Below are 16,076 nucleotides of genomic sequence, written 5' to 3'. Positions count from 1 at the left end.
TGTGAAAGCGGCCTGCGGGCCGCTTTTTTCATGCCAGGGTGATGGCGATTCCCATCTCGCGGAAGGGCGCGACCAGGGCGTCTTCCACGTCGCGATGCACGATGATATCGTTGACCTGGCTCATGGGTGCGATTTGAAACGGCGAAGCCGTGTTGAACTTTTCCGACGAGGCAAGCACGACGGTGCGGTTTGACGCCTCGCTCAGTGCGCGTTTCACGCACGCTTCTTCATAGTCGCCCGTGGTGATGCCCGCTTGCGGATGCAGACTGGATACACCCATGAAATACAGGTCGGCGCGGATGCGACCGATGGCTTCCACGGTGGCCGCGCCGACGCCCACGATCGAGTGCTTGTACAGGCGCCCGCCCAGCATCAGCACCTCGATGAACGGGTGATGCACCAGCTCGACGGCAACCGAGGGGCTGTGCGTGACGACGGTGGCGCGCAAATCGCGCGGCAGCTGGCGCGCCAGCTGCACGGCGGTCGTGCCGCCATCGAGAAACACCACTTGCCCCGTTTGTATCATGGCGCCTGCCGCGCGTCCGATGGCGGGCTTGGCTTCGGGCGAAATCTGTTCGCGGGCCGCAAACGGCGCCAGCGCGGGCGAACTTGGCAGCAAGGGGAGGGCGCCGCCGTGCACGCGTTCCAATAACCCTTCTTTCGCCAATTCGCGCAGGTCGCGCCGTATCGTGTCTTCCGACAAGCCCAGACTATCGCTGACGGCCTTGGCGACGATCTGCCCTTCGCGCTGGAGCAAGTCCAGCAGGTATTGTTTGCGTTGATGTGTCAGCATGGTTTTTCTTGAGTGTTCTTGCATTTTCTTGATATTGCACGAGTTTGCATGATAAAGTCGGCTAAGGCAAGCACATGTAAACACAAGGAGACACTATGCGCGAAGAAAATAGCAAGCAGGAACGGGTCCGCATCCAGCAGGTGCAGACCCTGTCGCATGACTGGTATCTGCTGCAAAAAACCACGTTCGACTATCTGCGCCACGATGGCGAATGGCAGACGCAGACGCGGGAAACCTATGACCGCGGAGATGGCGCCACCATCCTGCTCTACAACAAGGCCAAACGCACGGTGATCCTGATCCGCCAGTTCCGCTTTCCTACCTACCGCGAAGGCCACGACGGTTTTCTCATCGAGTCGGCCGCCGGATTGCTGGAAGAGGCCAGCGCCGAGCAGCGCATCCGCGCCGAAGTGGAAGAAGAAACGGGCTATACAGTGGGCGACGTGCACAAGGTCTTCGAGGCCTTCATGAGTCCCGGCTCCGTGACGGAGCGCCTGCATTTTTTTGTTGCCGAATACGATCCGGCCAGCCGCATCGGCGACGGCGGCGGCCTGGCGCACGAGGGCGAAGACATCGAGGTGCTGGAGTTGCCGCTGGCGCAAGCGCTGCGGATGGTGGCCGATGGGCGCATCTGCGACGGCAAGACCATCATGCTGCTGCAGCATGCGCAGCTGCACTTGATGCCAGGCAAACGGGCGCTGCAGATTCTCGTTGCCGGCCCCTACCGCTCCGGCACGGGCGACGATCCTGCCCTGATGGCGGCGAATGTGGCGGCCATGGAAGCCGTCTGCCTGCCGCTGTATGTCAAGGGACACATGCCCGTGCTCGGTGAATGGCTGGCCCTGCCCATGCTGGCGCTGGCCGGTTCCACCCGGGTGGGCGATGCCGTGTATGAAGACCTGTTCCACGCGCATGCGACGCGTTTATTGAGCCACTGCGATGCCGTGCTGCGTATCGGCGGTGCGTCTGGCGGAGCGGACCAGATGGTGGCCGTGGCGCAGGATCTCGGTTTACCCGTGTATTGCTCGCTGGACGAGATTACCCAGGCGTAAAAAAAGCGAAGCCCAAAGGCTTCGCTTTTTGTCATTTTAGGGAGCGCCTGAAAAATGCCCAGGGCTAGGCGTCTTGCCGAAGGCAGTACGAATGTACGACGAGGCAAGGCAACGACGCCATGGGTATTTTCTCAGGTGCTCTTAACGGGACTTGACGAAGGGGATGCCGATGGCTTTCGGCGCGATGGATTTCGCCATCAAGCCCGCCAGCACGATCACGGTGACTACGTACGGCACCATTTGGATCAAGGAGCCGGGGATGCGGCCCACGACGGGCAAGTCCACGCCTTCAATCTGGATCTGGATGGCGGCGAAGAAGCCGAACATCAGGCAGCCGAGGAAAGTGTAGACGGGACGCCAGTTGCCGAACACCATGGCCGTCAGGGCCAGGTAGCCGGCGCCGGCCGACATGTCGCGCAGGAAGAATCCGCTTTGCACGATGGCCAGATACGCGCCCGAGAACGAGCACAGGATGCCGGCCACCAGCATGGCCAGGTAGCGCGTCGCTTCCACGCTCACGCCGGCCGAGTCGGCCGCATGCGGGTTTTCGCCGCAGGCGCGCAGGCGCAGGCCGAAGCGCGTGTGGTACAGCAGCCAGTGCACGAGCGGAATCAAGAGGAAGGCCACGTAGACGAGGATGGAATGGCCGCCGATCAGATGGGCATACACCCAGCCGATGAACGGAATGTGTTCCACGTACTGCGTGCCCGGCAAGACGACGTCGAACAGGCGCGCCGAGCCGAGGTCGGGCGTGCGGCCGCCTTGCTGGAAGAAAAATTGCGCCAGCACGAAGGTCAGTCCGCTCATGGCGATGTTGATCGCCATGCCGGCCACCAGCTGGTTGCCCTTTTGCGTGATGCTGACGTACGCCTGCAGCAGGGCCAGGGCGACGCACACGAGCATGCCGGCCGCCATGCCGTAATACGGGTTTTGCGTCGTGTAGGCCACGGCGGCGGAAGCGAAGGCGCTGGCCAGGATCTTGCCTTCCAGGCCGATGTCGATCATGCCGCTGCGTTCGGCGAACAGGCCGGCCATGGCGGCAAAGATCAGGACGGGCGCATTGCGCACGGTCGATACCAGGATGCTGGCGAATTGAAAGTCGTCGAGTGTCATGGTGTTAGCCTTTGGTGCGCTTGAGCAGGGCGGAAATGGCCGGTGCGTAGAAGTTTTCCATGGCGCCGCAGAACAGGATGATCAAGCCCTGGATGAAAATGAAAGTTTCAGTTGGGATATTCGGTTTTTCCAGCGACAGGTCGAAGCCACCCTGGATCAGCGCGCCGAACAGCACGGCGGACAAAAAGATGCCGACCGGATGCTGGCGGCCCATCAGGGCGATGGCGATGCCGATGAAACCGGCGCCGCCCACAAAATTGAGCGACAAATAGTGCGTCGAACCCATGATGGAATTGACGGAGCCGAGGCCCGCCAGCGCGCCCGAGATCAGCATGACGATGATGATCATCTTGCTGATCGACACGCCCGCATAGTGGGCCGCGTGCTTGTTGAGGCCCGTGGCGCGCAGCTTGAAGCCCCACGACGAACGCCATACCATCACGCCGTAGATCACCAGCGCGGCGATCGCCAGGATAAAGCTGATGTTCAGCGGCGTGTCGCCCAGCGACGGGAACCAGGTGGAGAGGCGCGGCATTTCGCCGCTTTCCGCAAACACGCGGCTGGCCGTGTTCTGCTCCCCCGGCGGAATCAGGTACTTTACGATAATAAAATTCATCAGGCTGGCGGCGATGAAGTTGAACATGATGGTGGTCACCACGATGTGGCTGCCGCGCTTCGCTTGCAGATAGCCGGGCAAAAAGCCCCACAAGGCGCCGAACAGGGCCGCGCCGATCATGGCGGCAGGAATCAAGAGCCAGGCGGGCAGGGTCTGGTCGAAGGCCAGCATGGCCACCGTCAAGCCCAGGCCGCCGATATACATCTGGCCTTCGGAACCGATATTGAACAGGCCGGCCTGCATGGCCACGGAAACCGACAGGCCCGTGAAAATGAAGGTGCTGGCGTAGAACAGCGTGTAGCTCAAGCCTTCCGGATTGAGGATGGCGCTGTGGACCAGGATCGACAGCGATTCGGCCGGGTCTTCGCCCAGCATATAAATCACCAGGGCGGCGACCAGCAAGGCCGACAGCAGGTTTAACATGGGCATGACAAAGGCTGTCGCCCAGCGTGGCAAGTCGTTATTCATGATTTATGCATTCCCCCCATCAACAGACCGATGCGGGTGGTATCGAATTCTTCAATTTTCAGTTCGCCGGTGATGCGTCCGCCGCACATGACGAGAATGCGGTCGGCCAGCGCCCGCACTTCTTCCAGTTCGACGGACACCAGCAGGATCGCCACGCCCGCGTCGCGCAGGGCCAGCAATTGCGTATGGATGCTTTCGATGGTGCCGATGTCGACGCCGCGCGTGGGTTGCCCCACCAGCATCAGTTTCGGCTTGGCCAGCACTTCGCGCGCGATCACCACCTTTTGTTGGTTACCGCCTGACAATAAGCCGATGCGCAGGTCCGGATTGGCCGGGCGCACGTCAAACGTTTTCAGCAGTTCCGCGCAGCGGGCGCCGATGGCCTTGAAGTTGAACAGGCCCCAGCGGTTTTTCAGGTGGTCCTGGTAACCGAGGATGGTGTTTTGCATGACGGAAAAATTCTTCACCACGCCATCGCGCAAGCGGTCTTCCGGAATGTGGGCGATGCCCAGCTCGCGGAAGGCCAGCGGCAAGCCGTCGGCATCGTGGCGCTTGGCAAACGGCAAGTCCTTGTCGAGAAAACGCAGCTTGCCCGAAGTGGGCAAGCGCATGCCCGACAGAATTTCCAGCAGCTCGCTCTGGCCATTGCCGGAAACGCCCGCGATGGCGACGATTTCGCCGGCGCGCAAGTTGAAACCTATGTCGGCCAGCAATTTGACTTGCTGCGCGTCGGCCAATTGCAGATCAGCCACTTCCAGTACCGTGGCGCCCGGATTGTACGGTGCGCGCGGCAAGTGGCTCTGGATGGGGCGGCCCACCATCATGTTGGCCAGTTCCTCTTTCGAGGTGCCGGCCGTTGCCACGGCGCCCACCACCGTGCCGCCGCGCATGACGGTGACGTTGTCGGTGATTTCCAGGATCTCTTGCAGCTTGTGCGTGATCAGGATGATGGTCTTGCCCTGTTCCTTGAACAGGCGCAGGATTTCAAACAGCGAGGCCGTTTCCTGGGCCGTCAGCACGGCCGTCGGCTCGTCGAGGATCAGAATATTGGCGCTGCGGTAAATCTGCTTGAGGATTTCCACGCGCTGCTGCGCGCCGACGGACAAGTCTTCGATCTTCGCCAGCGGGTCCACGTCGAGGCGGTAGCGCGCGCAAATCTCGCGCAGCTTCGCTTCCGCTTCCGTGCGGTGGCTGGCCAGGCGAAAACCGCCTTCCGTGCCCAGCATGATATTGTCGAGGACGGTGAAGTTCTCGACCAGCATGAAGTGCTGGTGCACCATGCCGATGCCGAGGTTGATCGCTTCCTGGCTGTTGCGGATAGGCTGTACTTTCCCGTCGAGCAGGATTTCTCCGCCGTCGGCACGGTAGTACCCGTACAGGATGCTCATCAAGGTCGATTTGCCGGCGCCGTTCTCTCCCACCAGGCCGTGGATACTGCCCTTGGCGATGGAGAAGCTGACGTCGGCGTTCGCCTTCACATGTCCAAACTGCTTGGAAATGCTGCGAAATTCTACTGCTGGCTGCATAGGTTCATAACTGGATAGTTTCATGGAAACGCGCCGCGCGGAGACAGGCCCCGGCGGCGCGCTAAAAGATACGGAGAAAAATTAAACCGGGCAGCTGCTGCCGACGCGGTAATCGATCACTTTGATCTTGCCATCGATAATGTCCTTACGCGCACCCAACACGCGTTTTTCGATTTCCGGCGTGATCAGCTTGCGGTTGTTCTCATCGAGGGCCCAATCCACGCCGCCCTCTTTCAAGCCTTTATAGCTGACGCCGCCCTTCCAGGTGCCGTTCTTGACTTGCATGAAGCTGTCGTAGACCGTGTTGTCGACGCGCTTGACCATCGAAGTCAGGATGCTGCCTGGATACAAATGGTTCTGGTTCGAATCGACGCCGATCGCCAGCTTGCCTTTTTCCTTGGCCATTTGCAGGGTGCCCATGCCGCTGCCGCCGGCGACGGCGAACACGACATCAACGCCGCGCTCGAATTGCGAGCGGGCCAGTTCGCCGCCCTTGGCCGGGTCATTCCAGGCGCCGGACGTGGTGCCGACCATGTTTTGCGTGATTTCCGTCTTCGGATTGACTGCCTTGACGCCTTGCGCGTAGCCGCAGGCGAAGTTGCGGATCAGGGGAATATCGATGCCGCCGATGAAGCCTACTTTCTTGCTTTTGCTGGCCATGGCTGCAGCCACACCGACCAGGTAGGAGCCTTCTTCTTCCTTGAAGACGACGGAGTTGACGTTGCTGCCGGCGGCCTGGCCGTCGATCAGCACGAATTTTACGTTCGGAAATTCCTTGGCGACCTTTTGCACGGCTTGCGTTTGCGCAAAGCCGATGGCGGCGATCATGTCGAGTTTCTTGCGGGCCAAGCCACGCATGACTTGCTCGGCTTGCGTATCGCTCGATGCCTGGACTTCGATGAAGGAAATGCCCGTGTCTTTTTTGAAGCGCGAGGCGCCTTCGAAAGCGGATTGGTTGAACGACTTGTCGAACTTGCCGCCCGCGTCATACACGACACCCAGTTTTGGGGTAGCCGCGGACGCTTGAGCAGTCAGAAATACGGCTGCGATCGTCAAACTAAATTGTGTAAGTTTCATGAATTGGCTCCTGGAAGATCGATATTGTATATTTTTTATAGGTGAAACATATAATTTGGGGCCGATTTAGCCTGTTTTTGATGCACGAGGTGATAATTCCTTATCAACATTGCACTGTATCGCACAAGATCATTGCTGACCTCGCGTGCTTTCATGTCGACAGTGTGATGCTCATGCAACAGTCGCGCCCCGTCTCTTTTATAGGTACAACATCGAATGGGGCTGCCGGAGCGGGCTGGGATGCGCCGTCAGTGGACGGGCAGGGCAGACACGGAACCGGCGCCGCGATGGGCGTCCGAATCACTATGCATCATGCCAGATATGTATGACAAATACGTTTTTGTTTAGCTATTTATATGATTGCCATATAAATTAGAATGCAAACCCAAAACGAAGGGCTGGGGTCGGACGGGGACGCCGAGTCCCTGAGGGTCCGACCCCGGTCTTGCTGCTTTTCGGGTTGGCGTTGCTTGCTGACGCTTGAGGCTTTGCCTCAATTAGCTGGGGGATTGATGATATTCAGGAAAGCCCGCACGACGGGAGCGTCGTCGAGCGTCGTGTAGCTGATATACAAGTTGGCCGACGGCGGATTGGTCTTGATCGGCAGAAATACCACGCCGGGCCAGCCGATGCGGCTCGTCGTTTCCGGCACCAGGGTCACGCCCAGGCCCGCGCCCACCATGGCCAGCAGGGTCTGCGGTTCGCTTGCTTCCTGGAAGATCATGGGTTCGAAACCGGCATTGATACAGCATTGCACCAGGTAGCGGGGAAACGCGGACTTGTCGAGGTTGAGGGTCAGCATCGGCTCGTGGGCGATGTCGATCAGCTCGATGGCCGTGTTTTTCGCCAGCGGATGGTGTTCATTGACGGCCACGCAGACGTTTTCGCGGAAGCACAGTTCCTGGCGCAGATTGTCGTGGCGCAAGTCGTCGTCGTTGAGCTTGGGTTCGCGCCAGAAACCCACGTCGATCTGTTTGGCGCGCAAGGCTTCGTATTGCACCGTGGGACCGAATTCATGGATGGTCCAGGTGACGCGCGGAAATTTGGTCTGGAATTCTTCCAGCAGGCTGGGGATGGGGCCCCACATGGCCGAGCCGACGATGCCCACGCGCAAGCGGCCCACTTCGCCGCGGTCGATCTGGCGGATGGTATCGATGGTCATGCGCATCTTGGCCAGCAGCTCGGCCGCCTCGTTCATCAACGCCTTGCCCGCCACGGTCAGCTCGAACGTGCGCGTGGTGCGCGCAAACAGGCGCACGCCCAGTTCGCTTTCCAGTTTCATGATCTGCTGGCTCAGGGGCGGCTGCGAGATATGCAGGCGCTCGGCGGCGCGGCTGAAGCTTTTCTCCTCGGCAACGGCAAGAAAATACTTTAACTGTTTCAGATCGATGGACATGCTTTCCTTGGCGTTGCGTGGTGCCTGGCGATGGAACGGCGCGCGGACCGGTAACGGCGCGCGCGCTTTCTTTACAGCAGTCCTATTATCGTGCCACGACCGCCTGCATGGCAATGGCCAGTGCGGTGCCGACTTGGGCATTGTGTTTGACCAGCGCGATATTCGTCGCCAGGCTGCGGCCATCCGTCAGCTGCTTGATGCGCGACAACAGGAATGGCGTGACTTGCTTGCCCTTCACGCCGCCCGCGTCCGCTTCCTGCAAGGCTTGCGTGGTGATCGCATCGATTTCTTCCTTCGGCATCGCTTGCGCGGCCGGCACGGGGTTGCTGACGATCACGCCGCCTTTCAAGCCCAGCTGCCACTTGGTGCCGATGAAGGCGGCCTGTTCCTCAGCCGTGTCGAGGCGGAAATCGGCCTTGAAGCCGCTTTCGCGCGTGAAGAAGGCGGGGAATCCTTCCTGGCCCACGCTGATGACGGGCACGCCGTGGGTTTCCAGGTATTCCAGGGTCAGGCCGATGTCGAGGATGGATTTGACGCCCGCGCAGACGACGGCCACGGACGTGTGCGCCAATTCCTGCAAGTCGGCGGAAATGTCGAAGCTCGTTTCCGCGCCGCGGTGCACGCCGCCGATGCCGCCCGTGACGAACACGGCAATGCCGGCCAGTTCCGCGCAGATCATGGTGGCGGCCACGGTGGTGGCGCCCAGTTTGCCCTGCGACAGGACGAACGGCAGGTCGCGGCGGCTGACCTTCATGGCGTCGGGCGAGGTGCCCAGCAATTCCAGCTGCTCGGGCGACAGGCCCACGCAGATCTTGCCGCCGATGATGGCGATGGTGGCCGGCACGGCGCCGCCGTCACGGATGATCTGTTCCACTTCGCGCGCCATTTCCACGTTTTGCGGATACGGCATGCCGTGCGAAATGATGGTCGATTCCAGCGCCACGATGGCCTTGCCGGCGGCGCGCGCGTCGAGCACTTCTTGCGAGAACGAGAGGAAATTATTCAGTTGCGTCATATGTCAATCCTGTTGAAAGAGGGTAGGGGGAGGCGGCGCCAGGTCGGCGTCGTCGATGTCGTCGAGGGCGCCGGCCGAAATCAGGGGCGAGACGGTGGCAGCCGATTCCAGGGTCATGGCCGCCAGCTTCAGGCCGCGCCGGCAAGCCAGTTTCAAGTCGCTGATGTCGTGGTACAGCGACCAGCAGACGGCGGCGGAAAACGCGTCGCCTGCGCCCGTCACGTCGACGGCGTCCACTTCGCGCGCGGCCAGGTGCACGATGGGTGCATCAAGATGGTCGCCATCCGTGAAATACACGCCTTCGCCGCCGCAGGTGACGATCACCTGACGCGCCCCCTGGCGCTGTACTTCGCGGCAGGCGGCGCGCACCTCGAACGCCGTCGGCAAGGCGCGCGCCACGCGCGTTTCCAGTTCGCCCCGGTTCAGGATCAGCAGGTGCAAGCCCGTCAGGTCTTGCGGCAGGTGCGCCATCTTCGGCTGCGAAACGGCGACGATGACGAGCGGCGTCGCGCGGGCCGCGTCCTGGCGCGCATCGGCCAGCAGTGCCTGCACGCTGTCGTGGCCCAGGTTCAGGTCGCAGACGGTGAGGGCGGCGGCCGCGCGCTGCGGCTGGCGGCTGTGCAAAAAGGCCGGTGTCAGCTGTTCGTACAGCTGCATGTTGGCCATCGCCAGCAGCATTTCGCCATGTTCGTCGAGCACGGCCGTGTAAGTGCCGCTGCTGGTGTTGCTTAAATGCAGGCTGCCGCGCATGTCGATGCCCGCGTCTTCCGCGTGCGTTTGCAGGGCGTGGCCGGCCGCATCGTCGCCCAGGGCCGTCAGCAGGGCGACGGGAATCGACAGCCGGGCCAGGTTTTCCGCGATGTTGCGGCCCACGCCGCCAAACACTTCTTCCGAACGCACGGGGTTCGAGGTGCCCATCTGCAGGGTCGCCAGCGTGCGCATCTTGCGGTCGAGGTTGGCGGCGCCTATGCACAGCACGGGACGGCTGTCGGGCAGCACGTAGGCGCGTCCCAGCAGGCGTCGCTCGCGGATCAGCCCGGCGATATGGCCGGCGACGGCCGAGCGCGACAAGCCCAGCTCGCTCGCCAGGTCTTGCTGCGAGATGAAGGGGTTGTTGCGGATCAGCGCATATAGCTGGTCTTTTTTATTGGTATCGGTCACAAGTTTTCGCTGAAGGTTTAAACATTTGTTTGCGACTTTAAACATTTGTCTTTCTGATGTCAAGCGCGCATAAAAAACCTTCGTATGGAGCTTGTATGCATGCATTTCCCGGCCATGGCGGGCCTGGGCTAGCCTCGACTATAATATCGGCCATTTATATTTGAATTGTATAAATGGGCAAGAAAAATGGTATTTGCCATACATATTCCGTTTGATGCATAGTGGCGGCAAATACAGCCATACGCATTTCGATATACCAGTAACACCATACATACCCGCTACCTGGGCCGCATTCCATACCGGGCACGGCCGCGCAGGCAGCAACCAATCATCATTAGTCAATCAGAGGATAACCATGTCGAACAACACCCCTTTCCACGCCGCCGAAATCATCCGTGCCCGCGCTCCTGAAAATTTCAAGCCGCGCGTGGCGATGATCCTCGGCTCCGGCCTGGGCGTGTTGGCCGAGCAAATGACGGACGCCGTCAGCATCAGCTTTGACGAATTGCCGGGTTTCCCGATCAGCACCGTGCACGGCCATGCCGGCGAACTGGTGGTCGGCACCTTGTCGGGCGTCGCCGTCGTCTGCATGAAGGGCCGTGGCCATTTCTATGAAGGCTATGGCATGGGCGTGATGACGAGCGCCATCCGCACCCTGAAACTGCTGGGCTGCGAAATGCTGTTCGTTACCAACGCCGCCGGTTCCCTGCGCCCTGAAGTGGACGCCGGCAGTCTGGTGGCCATCAGCGACCATATCAACCTGTTGCCAGGCACGCCGATGGTCGGCCCGAACGACGACCGCTTCGGCCCGCGCTTCTTCAGCATGGCCAACGCCTACGATGCGGATCTGCGCAAGCTGGTCAAGGACACGGCAGCCTCGAATGGCATCACCCTGCACGAAGGCGTGTTCGTCGCCTACCCTGGCCCGAACTTCGAGACGGCCGCCGAAATCCGCATGATGGCCCGCCTGGGCGCCGACACGGTCGGCATGTCCGTGGTGCCGGAAGTGGTCTCGGCCCGCCATTGCGACCTGAAAGTGGTGGGCGTGTCCGTCATCACCAACCTGGCCGAAGGCATGTCGCCATTCGCCCTGTCGCACGAACAAACCCTGAAATACGCGGCCATCGGCGCGAAAGACCTGGTCAAGCTGATTCTGGCTTTCCTCTCCAAAGTAGCTGAAAAGCCGCAAGCCTAAGCACTTTTTTATGCAGCAGCGGCGCGCCGGCCATCGGCGCTGCCGCGCGGCAGGCCGGGAAAATCCGGCCTACACTGACCGCATCATCTTTGCATCACTCCATAAAGCGAGCCTTATCATGTCACGCGCATTTATCCTCCTGCTTGATTCCTTCGGCCTTGGCGCGACGCCAGACGCCGCCAAGTATGGCGACGCAGGTGCCAATACCTTTGGCCACATTGCCAGCACTGTCGCCAAAAGCGGCAAGACCTTGAAACTCCCGAACATGGAACGCCTGGGACTGGGCGCCGCGGCGCACCTGGCCAGCGGCGAATGGGCCGCGGGCTTCGACCAGCGCGACGGCTTCACCGGCGCCTACGGCGCGGCGCGCGAGCGCTCCACCGGCAAGGACACGCAGAGCGGCCACTGGGAAATCGCCGGCGTGCCCGTCGAATTCGACTGGGGATATTTTCCCCGCACCACGCCGTCGTTCCCCGCCGACCTGACCGACAAACTGAAAGCCCTGTCCGGCGTGCCGGGCTTCCTCGGCGACTGCCATGCCTCGGGCACGGACATCATCAACAAGCATGGCGACGAGCACGTCGCCACCGGCAAGCTGATTATCTACACCTCGGGCGACTCGGTGATGCAGATCGCCGCGCACGAAGAATCGTTCGGCCTCGAGCGCCTGTACGAAGTGTGCGAAATGGCCTTCAAGCTGGTCGAGCCGTACAACATCGGCCGCGTCATCGCCCGTCCGTTCACGGGCAGCAACGGCAACTACACGCGCACTTCCAACCGCCACGACTATGCGGTGGCGCCGCCAAGCAAGACCCTGCTCGACCACGTCAAGGATGCGGGCGGCGAAGTCGTCGGCCTGGGCAAGATCAGCGACATTTTCGCCACCCAGGGTATTTGCAGAGTCGTGAAGGGTGTCGACAACATGGCGCTGTTTGAAGCGCTGTTGAAGACGGCCGATGAAGTGCAGGACAAGTCGCTCACTTTCGTCAACTTCGTCGATTTCGACCAGGCATTCGGCCACCGCCGCAACGTCGAAGGCTATGCCGACGCGCTGCGCGAAATGGATGCGCGCCTGCCGGAATTCATGGCCAAGCTGAAGGAAGGCGACCTGGTCGTGATCACCGCCGACCATGGCTGCGACCCCACCTGGCACGGCTCCGACCACACCCGCGAACACATTCCGATGATCTTCTTCGGTCCCGGCGTCGCCCCGCGCGCGCTGGGTATTTCCGAGACGTTCTCCGATATTGGCCAAACCCTCGCCAAGCACCTTGGCGTACCACCACTTGCTAATGGAACCAGCTTGTTATGACACTCATGCACCCCGAATTCAAGCGTAACGAGGCCGTTGGCCTCGACCTGGGCTGGATCAACCAGATCCGCGTCAACCGCGCCGCGACGGACCGCCGCGCGGCCAGCCTGGCGAACCGCCGTACCGTGAAAAAGGAATACCAGGCCGCCTGGCTGGTGAAAGCCATCCAGATGATCGACCTGACCACCCTGGGCGGCGACGATACGCCGGGCCGCGTGGAGCGCCTGTGCATGAAGGCCATGCGCCCGTTGCGCGCCGACCTGATGGACGCGCTGGGCCTGACGCAGCTGAGCACCGGCGCCGTGTGCGTGTACCACGAGATGATTCAACCGGCCGTGAAAGTCATCCAGGGCCGCTTGCCCATCGCCGCCGTGTCGACCGCCTTTCCGGCCGGCCTGACGAACATGGAAACGAAGCTGCGCGAGATCGAACTGTCGGTCGCCGCGGGCGCTTCGGAAATCGATATCGTCATCACGCGCCAGCATGTCCTGAACGGCAACTGGCAAGTGCTGTATGACGAAATGCTGGCTTACCGCAAGGCGTGCGGCGAAGCGCACGTGAAGGCGATTCTCGCCACGGGCGACTTGCTGACCATGGAAAACGTGGCCAAGGCGTCGTGGGTGTGCATGATGGCGGGCGCCGATTTTATCAAGACGTCCACCGGCAAGGAAAGCGTCAACGCCACCATTCCCGTGGCCCTGACGATGGTGCGCACGGTGCGCGAATACTATGAACAGACGGGTTTCAAGGTGGGCTTCAAGCCGGCCGGCGGCGTCAGCTCGGCCAAGAGCGCGCTGCAATACCTGACCCTGATGAAGGAAGAGCTGGGCAACGAATGGCTGCAGCCGCACCTGTTCCGCATCGGCGCTTCCAGCCTGCTGACCGACATCGAGCGCCAGCTCGAGCACTACGTCACCGGCAGCTACTCGGCCAATCATCGTCACGCACAACCTTAAAGAACAATCGTCATGCCAACAATTAACGAGATTCTCACTACTATGGACTACGGCCCTGCTCCCGAAAGTCAAAAAGAAGCGCAAGCGTGGCTCGACGGCCACCAGCGCAAGTTCGGCCTGTTTATCGACAATGCCTGGAGCGAGCCGGCCGAGCTGTTCGCCTCGACCAATCCGGCCGACGGCACGCAGCTGGCCGAGCTGACGCAAGCCACCGATGCGGACGTGGAACGCGCCGTGGAAGCGGCCCGCCGCGCGCTGCCCGTATGGCAAGGCATGGGCGGCCATGGCCGCGCCAAGGTCATGTACGCGCTGGCCCGTCTGCTGCAAAGGCATTCGCGCCTGTTCGCCGTGCTGGAAACCCTGGACAACGGCAAGACCATCCGTGAAACGCGCGATATCGACCTGCCGCTGGCCGCGCGCCATTTCTACCATCACGCCGGCTGGGCGCAGCTGCAGTCGGAAGAATTCGCCGACTACCGCGCCGTGGGCGTGGTGGGCCAGATCGTGCCGTGGAATTTCCCCCTGCTGATGCTGTCGTGGAAAATCGCCCCGGCCCTGGCGGCCGGTAACACGGTCGTCTTCAAGCCGGCCGAATTCACGTCGCTGACCGCCATGCTGTTCGCCGAATTGTGCGTGCAGGCGGGCGTGCCGGCCGGCGTGGTCAACATCGTCACCGGCGACGGCAGAGTGGGCTCGGCCATCGTCAACCACCCCGGCGTCGACAAGATCGCGTTTACGGGTTCCACCGAAGTTGGCCGCTTGATCCGCGAAGCGACGGCCGGCAGCGGCAAGAAGCTGTCCCTCGAATTGGGAGGCAAGTCGCCGTTCATCGTCTTCGAAGACGCGGACCTGGACGGCGCCGTGGAAGGCCTGGTCGATTCGATCTGGTTCAACCAGGGACAAGTGTGCTGCGCCGGCTCGCGCCTGCTGGTGCAGGAATCGGTCCAGGAGCGCTTCCTGAACAAGGTACGCGCCCGCATGGAAAACCTGCGCCTCGGCTCGCCTCTGGACAAATCGATGGACGTGGGCGCGCTGGTCGACCCCGTGCAGCGCCAGCGCATCGCCGCGCTCGTCGATTCGGCCCGCGCCGAAGGCTGCGACGTGTGGCAGCCCGCGTGCGAACTGCCGGCTGACGGCTCGTGGTTCCCGCCTACCCTGATCACGGGCGCGTCGACATCGGCCGCCGTGGCACAGGCTGAAATCTTCGGCCCCGTGCTGGTGGCCATGAGCTTCCGCACGCCGCCTGAAGCGGTGCAGCTGGCGAACAACACGGTGTACGGCCTGGCCGCCAGCGTGTGGACCGAGTCGATCAGCCTGGCCCTCGATATCGCGCCCGCCATCAAGGCCGGCGTGGTGTGGATCAACAGCGCCAACCAGTTCGATGCGGCCTGCGGCTTCGGCGGCTACCGCGAATCGGGTTTCGGCCGTGAAGGCGGCCGCGAAGGCATGCTGGAATACATGACGGCCCTGGCCGAAGATGCGCGCCCGGCCTTGCCGGTGGTGGAAGCGAAAGCCAAGGCCAACGTGAAGCCGGCGGCAGCCGACCCCTTCGCCATCGACCGCACGGCCAAGATGTACATCGGCGGCAAGCAGGCGCGCCCTGACAGCGCCTACAGCGCGCCCGTGTTCGGCGCGAATGGCGCCTTGCTGGCCGAAGTGGGCGTGGGCAGCCGCAAGGACATCCGCAACGCCGTCGAAGCGGCCCATAAAGCGTCCGGCTGGACCAGCGCCACGGCGCACAACCGCGCGCAAGTGCTGTACTACATCGCCGAAAACCTGGCGGCGCGCGCCGACGAATTCGCCGCCCGCATCGCCGCCATGACGGGCAGTAAAAATCCCGAGAAGGAAGTGCAGGCATCGATCGAACGCCTGTTCTACTACGCCGCATGGGCCGACAAGTACGACGGCCTGGCGCACCAGCCGCCCACCAAGGGCATCACCGTGGCGCTGAACGAAGCGGTCGGCGTGATCGGCATCGTCTGCCCGAATGAAGCGCCTTTGCTCGGCTTCATCTCGCTGGTGGCGCCGGCCATCGCGCTGGGCAACCGCGTGGTGGTGGTGCCGTCGGAAGCGCATCCGCTGTCCGCACTGGACCTGTACCAGGTCTTCGATACCTCCGACCTGCCGGGCGGCGTCGTCAACATCATCAGCGGCAACGCCGACGAACTGGCGCGCACCCTGGCCACGCACGCCGACATCGACGCCGTCTGGCGCCATGACGGCTCCGCCGACGGTTGCGCGGAAGTCGAGCGCCTGTCGGCCGGCACCCTGAAGCGCACCTGGGTCGGCGGCGCGAAGGGCCGCGACTGGTACAGCGCCGCGCAAAGCGGCGGCCGTGCCGTGCTGGCGCATGCGTCGCAGGTGAAAAACGTGTGGATTCCTTACGGCGTTTAACT

12 protein-coding genes and 1 pseudogene are annotated in these 16,076 nt (G+C 62.0%); 5 read left to right on the top strand and 8 right to left on the bottom strand.

Going from position 1 to position 16,076, the window contains the following annotated elements; genetic code table 11:
- Nucleotides 1-28: 28 nt before the first annotated feature.
- Complete coding sequence (locus tag AC1Q6X_RS22570) at nt 29-793, bottom strand: DeoR/GlpR family DNA-binding transcription regulator (protein ID WP_492498441.1); 765 nt, start codon at nt 791-793, stop codon at nt 29-31.
- Nucleotides 794-888: 95 nt separating this feature from the next.
- Here AC1Q6X_RS22570 and AC1Q6X_RS22565 point away from each other — a divergent pair.
- Nucleotides 889-1,473, top strand: a pseudogene (locus AC1Q6X_RS22565) (NUDIX domain-containing protein); the annotation flags it as partial.
- Nucleotides 1,474-1,986: 513 nt separating this feature from the next.
- Here AC1Q6X_RS22565 and AC1Q6X_RS22560 read toward each other — a convergent pair.
- The 7 genes from AC1Q6X_RS22560 to AC1Q6X_RS22530 all read right to left on the bottom strand — a co-directional run bounded on the left by AC1Q6X_RS22560 (nt 1,987) and on the right by AC1Q6X_RS22530 (nt 10,217).
- Nucleotides 1,987-2,958, bottom strand: a complete 972-nt coding sequence (locus AC1Q6X_RS22560) for an ABC transporter permease (RefSeq protein WP_034754516.1) — start codon at nt 2,956-2,958, stop codon at nt 1,987-1,989.
- 4 nt (nt 2,959-2,962) lie between these two features.
- Entirely contained in the window at nt 2,963-4,042 is a 1,080-nt protein-coding gene (locus tag AC1Q6X_RS22555) for an ABC transporter permease (protein WP_034754518.1), read from the bottom strand.
- Nucleotides 4,039-5,568 carry an ABC transporter ATP-binding protein gene (locus AC1Q6X_RS22550; protein ID WP_230506675.1) on the bottom strand — a complete coding sequence of 510 codons (1,530 nt, stop codon included), beginning with the start codon at nt 5,566-5,568 and terminating at the stop codon, nt 4,039-4,041. Before AC1Q6X_RS22550 ends, AC1Q6X_RS22555 begins: the two co-directional genes overlap by 4 nt.
- Nucleotides 5,569-5,649: 81 nt before the next feature.
- Nucleotides 5,650-6,645 carry a BMP family lipoprotein gene (locus AC1Q6X_RS22545; RefSeq protein WP_070219322.1) on the bottom strand — a complete coding sequence of 332 codons (996 nt, stop codon included), beginning with the start codon at nt 6,643-6,645 and terminating at the stop codon, nt 5,650-5,652.
- Nucleotides 6,646-7,138: 493 nt separating this feature from the next.
- Entirely contained in the window at nt 7,139-8,041 is a 903-nt protein-coding gene (locus AC1Q6X_RS22540; RefSeq protein WP_121668536.1) for a LysR family transcriptional regulator, read from the bottom strand.
- Nucleotides 8,042-8,126: 85 nt separating this feature from the next.
- Nucleotides 8,127-9,056: a pseudouridine-5'-phosphate glycosidase gene (locus AC1Q6X_RS22535; protein ID WP_492498440.1), complete on the bottom strand. Its 930-nt coding sequence runs from the start codon at nt 9,054-9,056 to the stop codon at nt 8,127-8,129.
- A 3-nt stretch (nt 9,057-9,059) separates the two neighbouring features.
- Nucleotides 9,060-10,217, bottom strand: coding sequence for a carbohydrate kinase (locus AC1Q6X_RS22530; protein ID WP_492498439.1), 1,158 nt, complete (start codon nt 10,215-10,217; stop codon nt 9,060-9,062).
- A 355-nt stretch (nt 10,218-10,572) separates the two neighbouring features.
- Between AC1Q6X_RS22530 and xapA the strand changes: the two genes are divergently transcribed.
- From xapA to AC1Q6X_RS22510, 4 genes are all read left to right on the top strand, one after another.
- Nucleotides 10,573-11,412, top strand: a complete 840-nt coding sequence (gene xapA, locus AC1Q6X_RS22525; RefSeq protein ID WP_492498438.1) for a xanthosine phosphorylase — start codon at nt 10,573-10,575, stop codon at nt 11,410-11,412.
- 118 nt (nt 11,413-11,530) lie between these two features.
- Nucleotides 11,531-12,724, top strand: coding sequence for a phosphopentomutase (locus AC1Q6X_RS22520; RefSeq protein WP_492498437.1), 1,194 nt, complete (start codon nt 11,531-11,533; stop codon nt 12,722-12,724).
- A complete protein-coding gene (gene deoC, locus AC1Q6X_RS22515) occupies nt 12,721-13,680 on the top strand; it encodes a deoxyribose-phosphate aldolase (protein ID WP_070219318.1) in 960 nt (319 codons plus the stop codon). The genes AC1Q6X_RS22520 and deoC overlap by 4 nt, the downstream gene beginning before the upstream one ends.
- A gap of 12 nt (nt 13,681-13,692) precedes the next feature.
- Nucleotides 13,693-16,074: an aldehyde dehydrogenase family protein gene (locus AC1Q6X_RS22510; RefSeq protein ID WP_492498436.1), complete on the top strand. Its 2,382-nt coding sequence runs from the start codon at nt 13,693-13,695 to the stop codon at nt 16,072-16,074.
- Nucleotides 16,075-16,076: the final 2 nt, after the last annotated feature.

This window comes from Janthinobacterium sp. GW823-FHT06H09, from assembly GCF_058794735.1.
The sequence above is the reverse complement of the archived record's forward strand: the minus strand, read 5'-3'. Positions and strand labels throughout refer to the sequence as shown.

What these genes read in the sequence shown, in the direction of transcription:
- deoC (WP_070219318.1), top strand. Translation starts at nt 12,721, where the DNA reads ATGACACTCATGCACCCCGAATTCAAGCGTAACGAGGCCGTTGGCCTC.
- AC1Q6X_RS22540 (WP_121668536.1), bottom strand. Translation starts at nt 8,041, where the DNA reads ATGTCCATCGATCTGAAACAGTTAAAGTATTTTCTTGCCGTTGCCGAG.
- AC1Q6X_RS22510 (WP_492498436.1), top strand. Translation starts at nt 13,693, where the DNA reads ATGCCAACAATTAACGAGATTCTCACTACTATGGACTACGGCCCTGCT.
- AC1Q6X_RS22550 (WP_230506675.1), bottom strand. Translation starts at nt 5,568, where the DNA reads ATGCAGCCAGCAGTAGAATTTCGCAGCATTTCCAAGCAGTTTGGACAT.
- AC1Q6X_RS22555 (WP_034754518.1), bottom strand. Translation starts at nt 4,042, where the DNA reads ATGAATAACGACTTGCCACGCTGGGCGACAGCCTTTGTCATGCCCATG.
- AC1Q6X_RS22545 (WP_070219322.1), bottom strand. Translation starts at nt 6,645, where the DNA reads ATGAAACTTACACAATTTAGTTTGACGATCGCAGCCGTATTTCTGACT.
- AC1Q6X_RS22560 (WP_034754516.1), bottom strand. Translation starts at nt 2,958, where the DNA reads ATGACACTCGACGACTTTCAATTCGCCAGCATCCTGGTATCGACCGTG.
- AC1Q6X_RS22535 (WP_492498440.1), bottom strand. Translation starts at nt 9,056, where the DNA reads ATGACGCAACTGAATAATTTCCTCTCGTTCTCGCAAGAAGTGCTCGAC.
- AC1Q6X_RS22570 (WP_492498441.1), bottom strand. Translation starts at nt 793, where the DNA reads ATGCTGACACATCAACGCAAACAATACCTGCTGGACTTGCTCCAGCGC.
- xapA (WP_492498438.1), top strand. Translation starts at nt 10,573, where the DNA reads ATGTCGAACAACACCCCTTTCCACGCCGCCGAAATCATCCGTGCCCGC.
- AC1Q6X_RS22520 (WP_492498437.1), top strand. Translation starts at nt 11,531, where the DNA reads ATGTCACGCGCATTTATCCTCCTGCTTGATTCCTTCGGCCTTGGCGCG.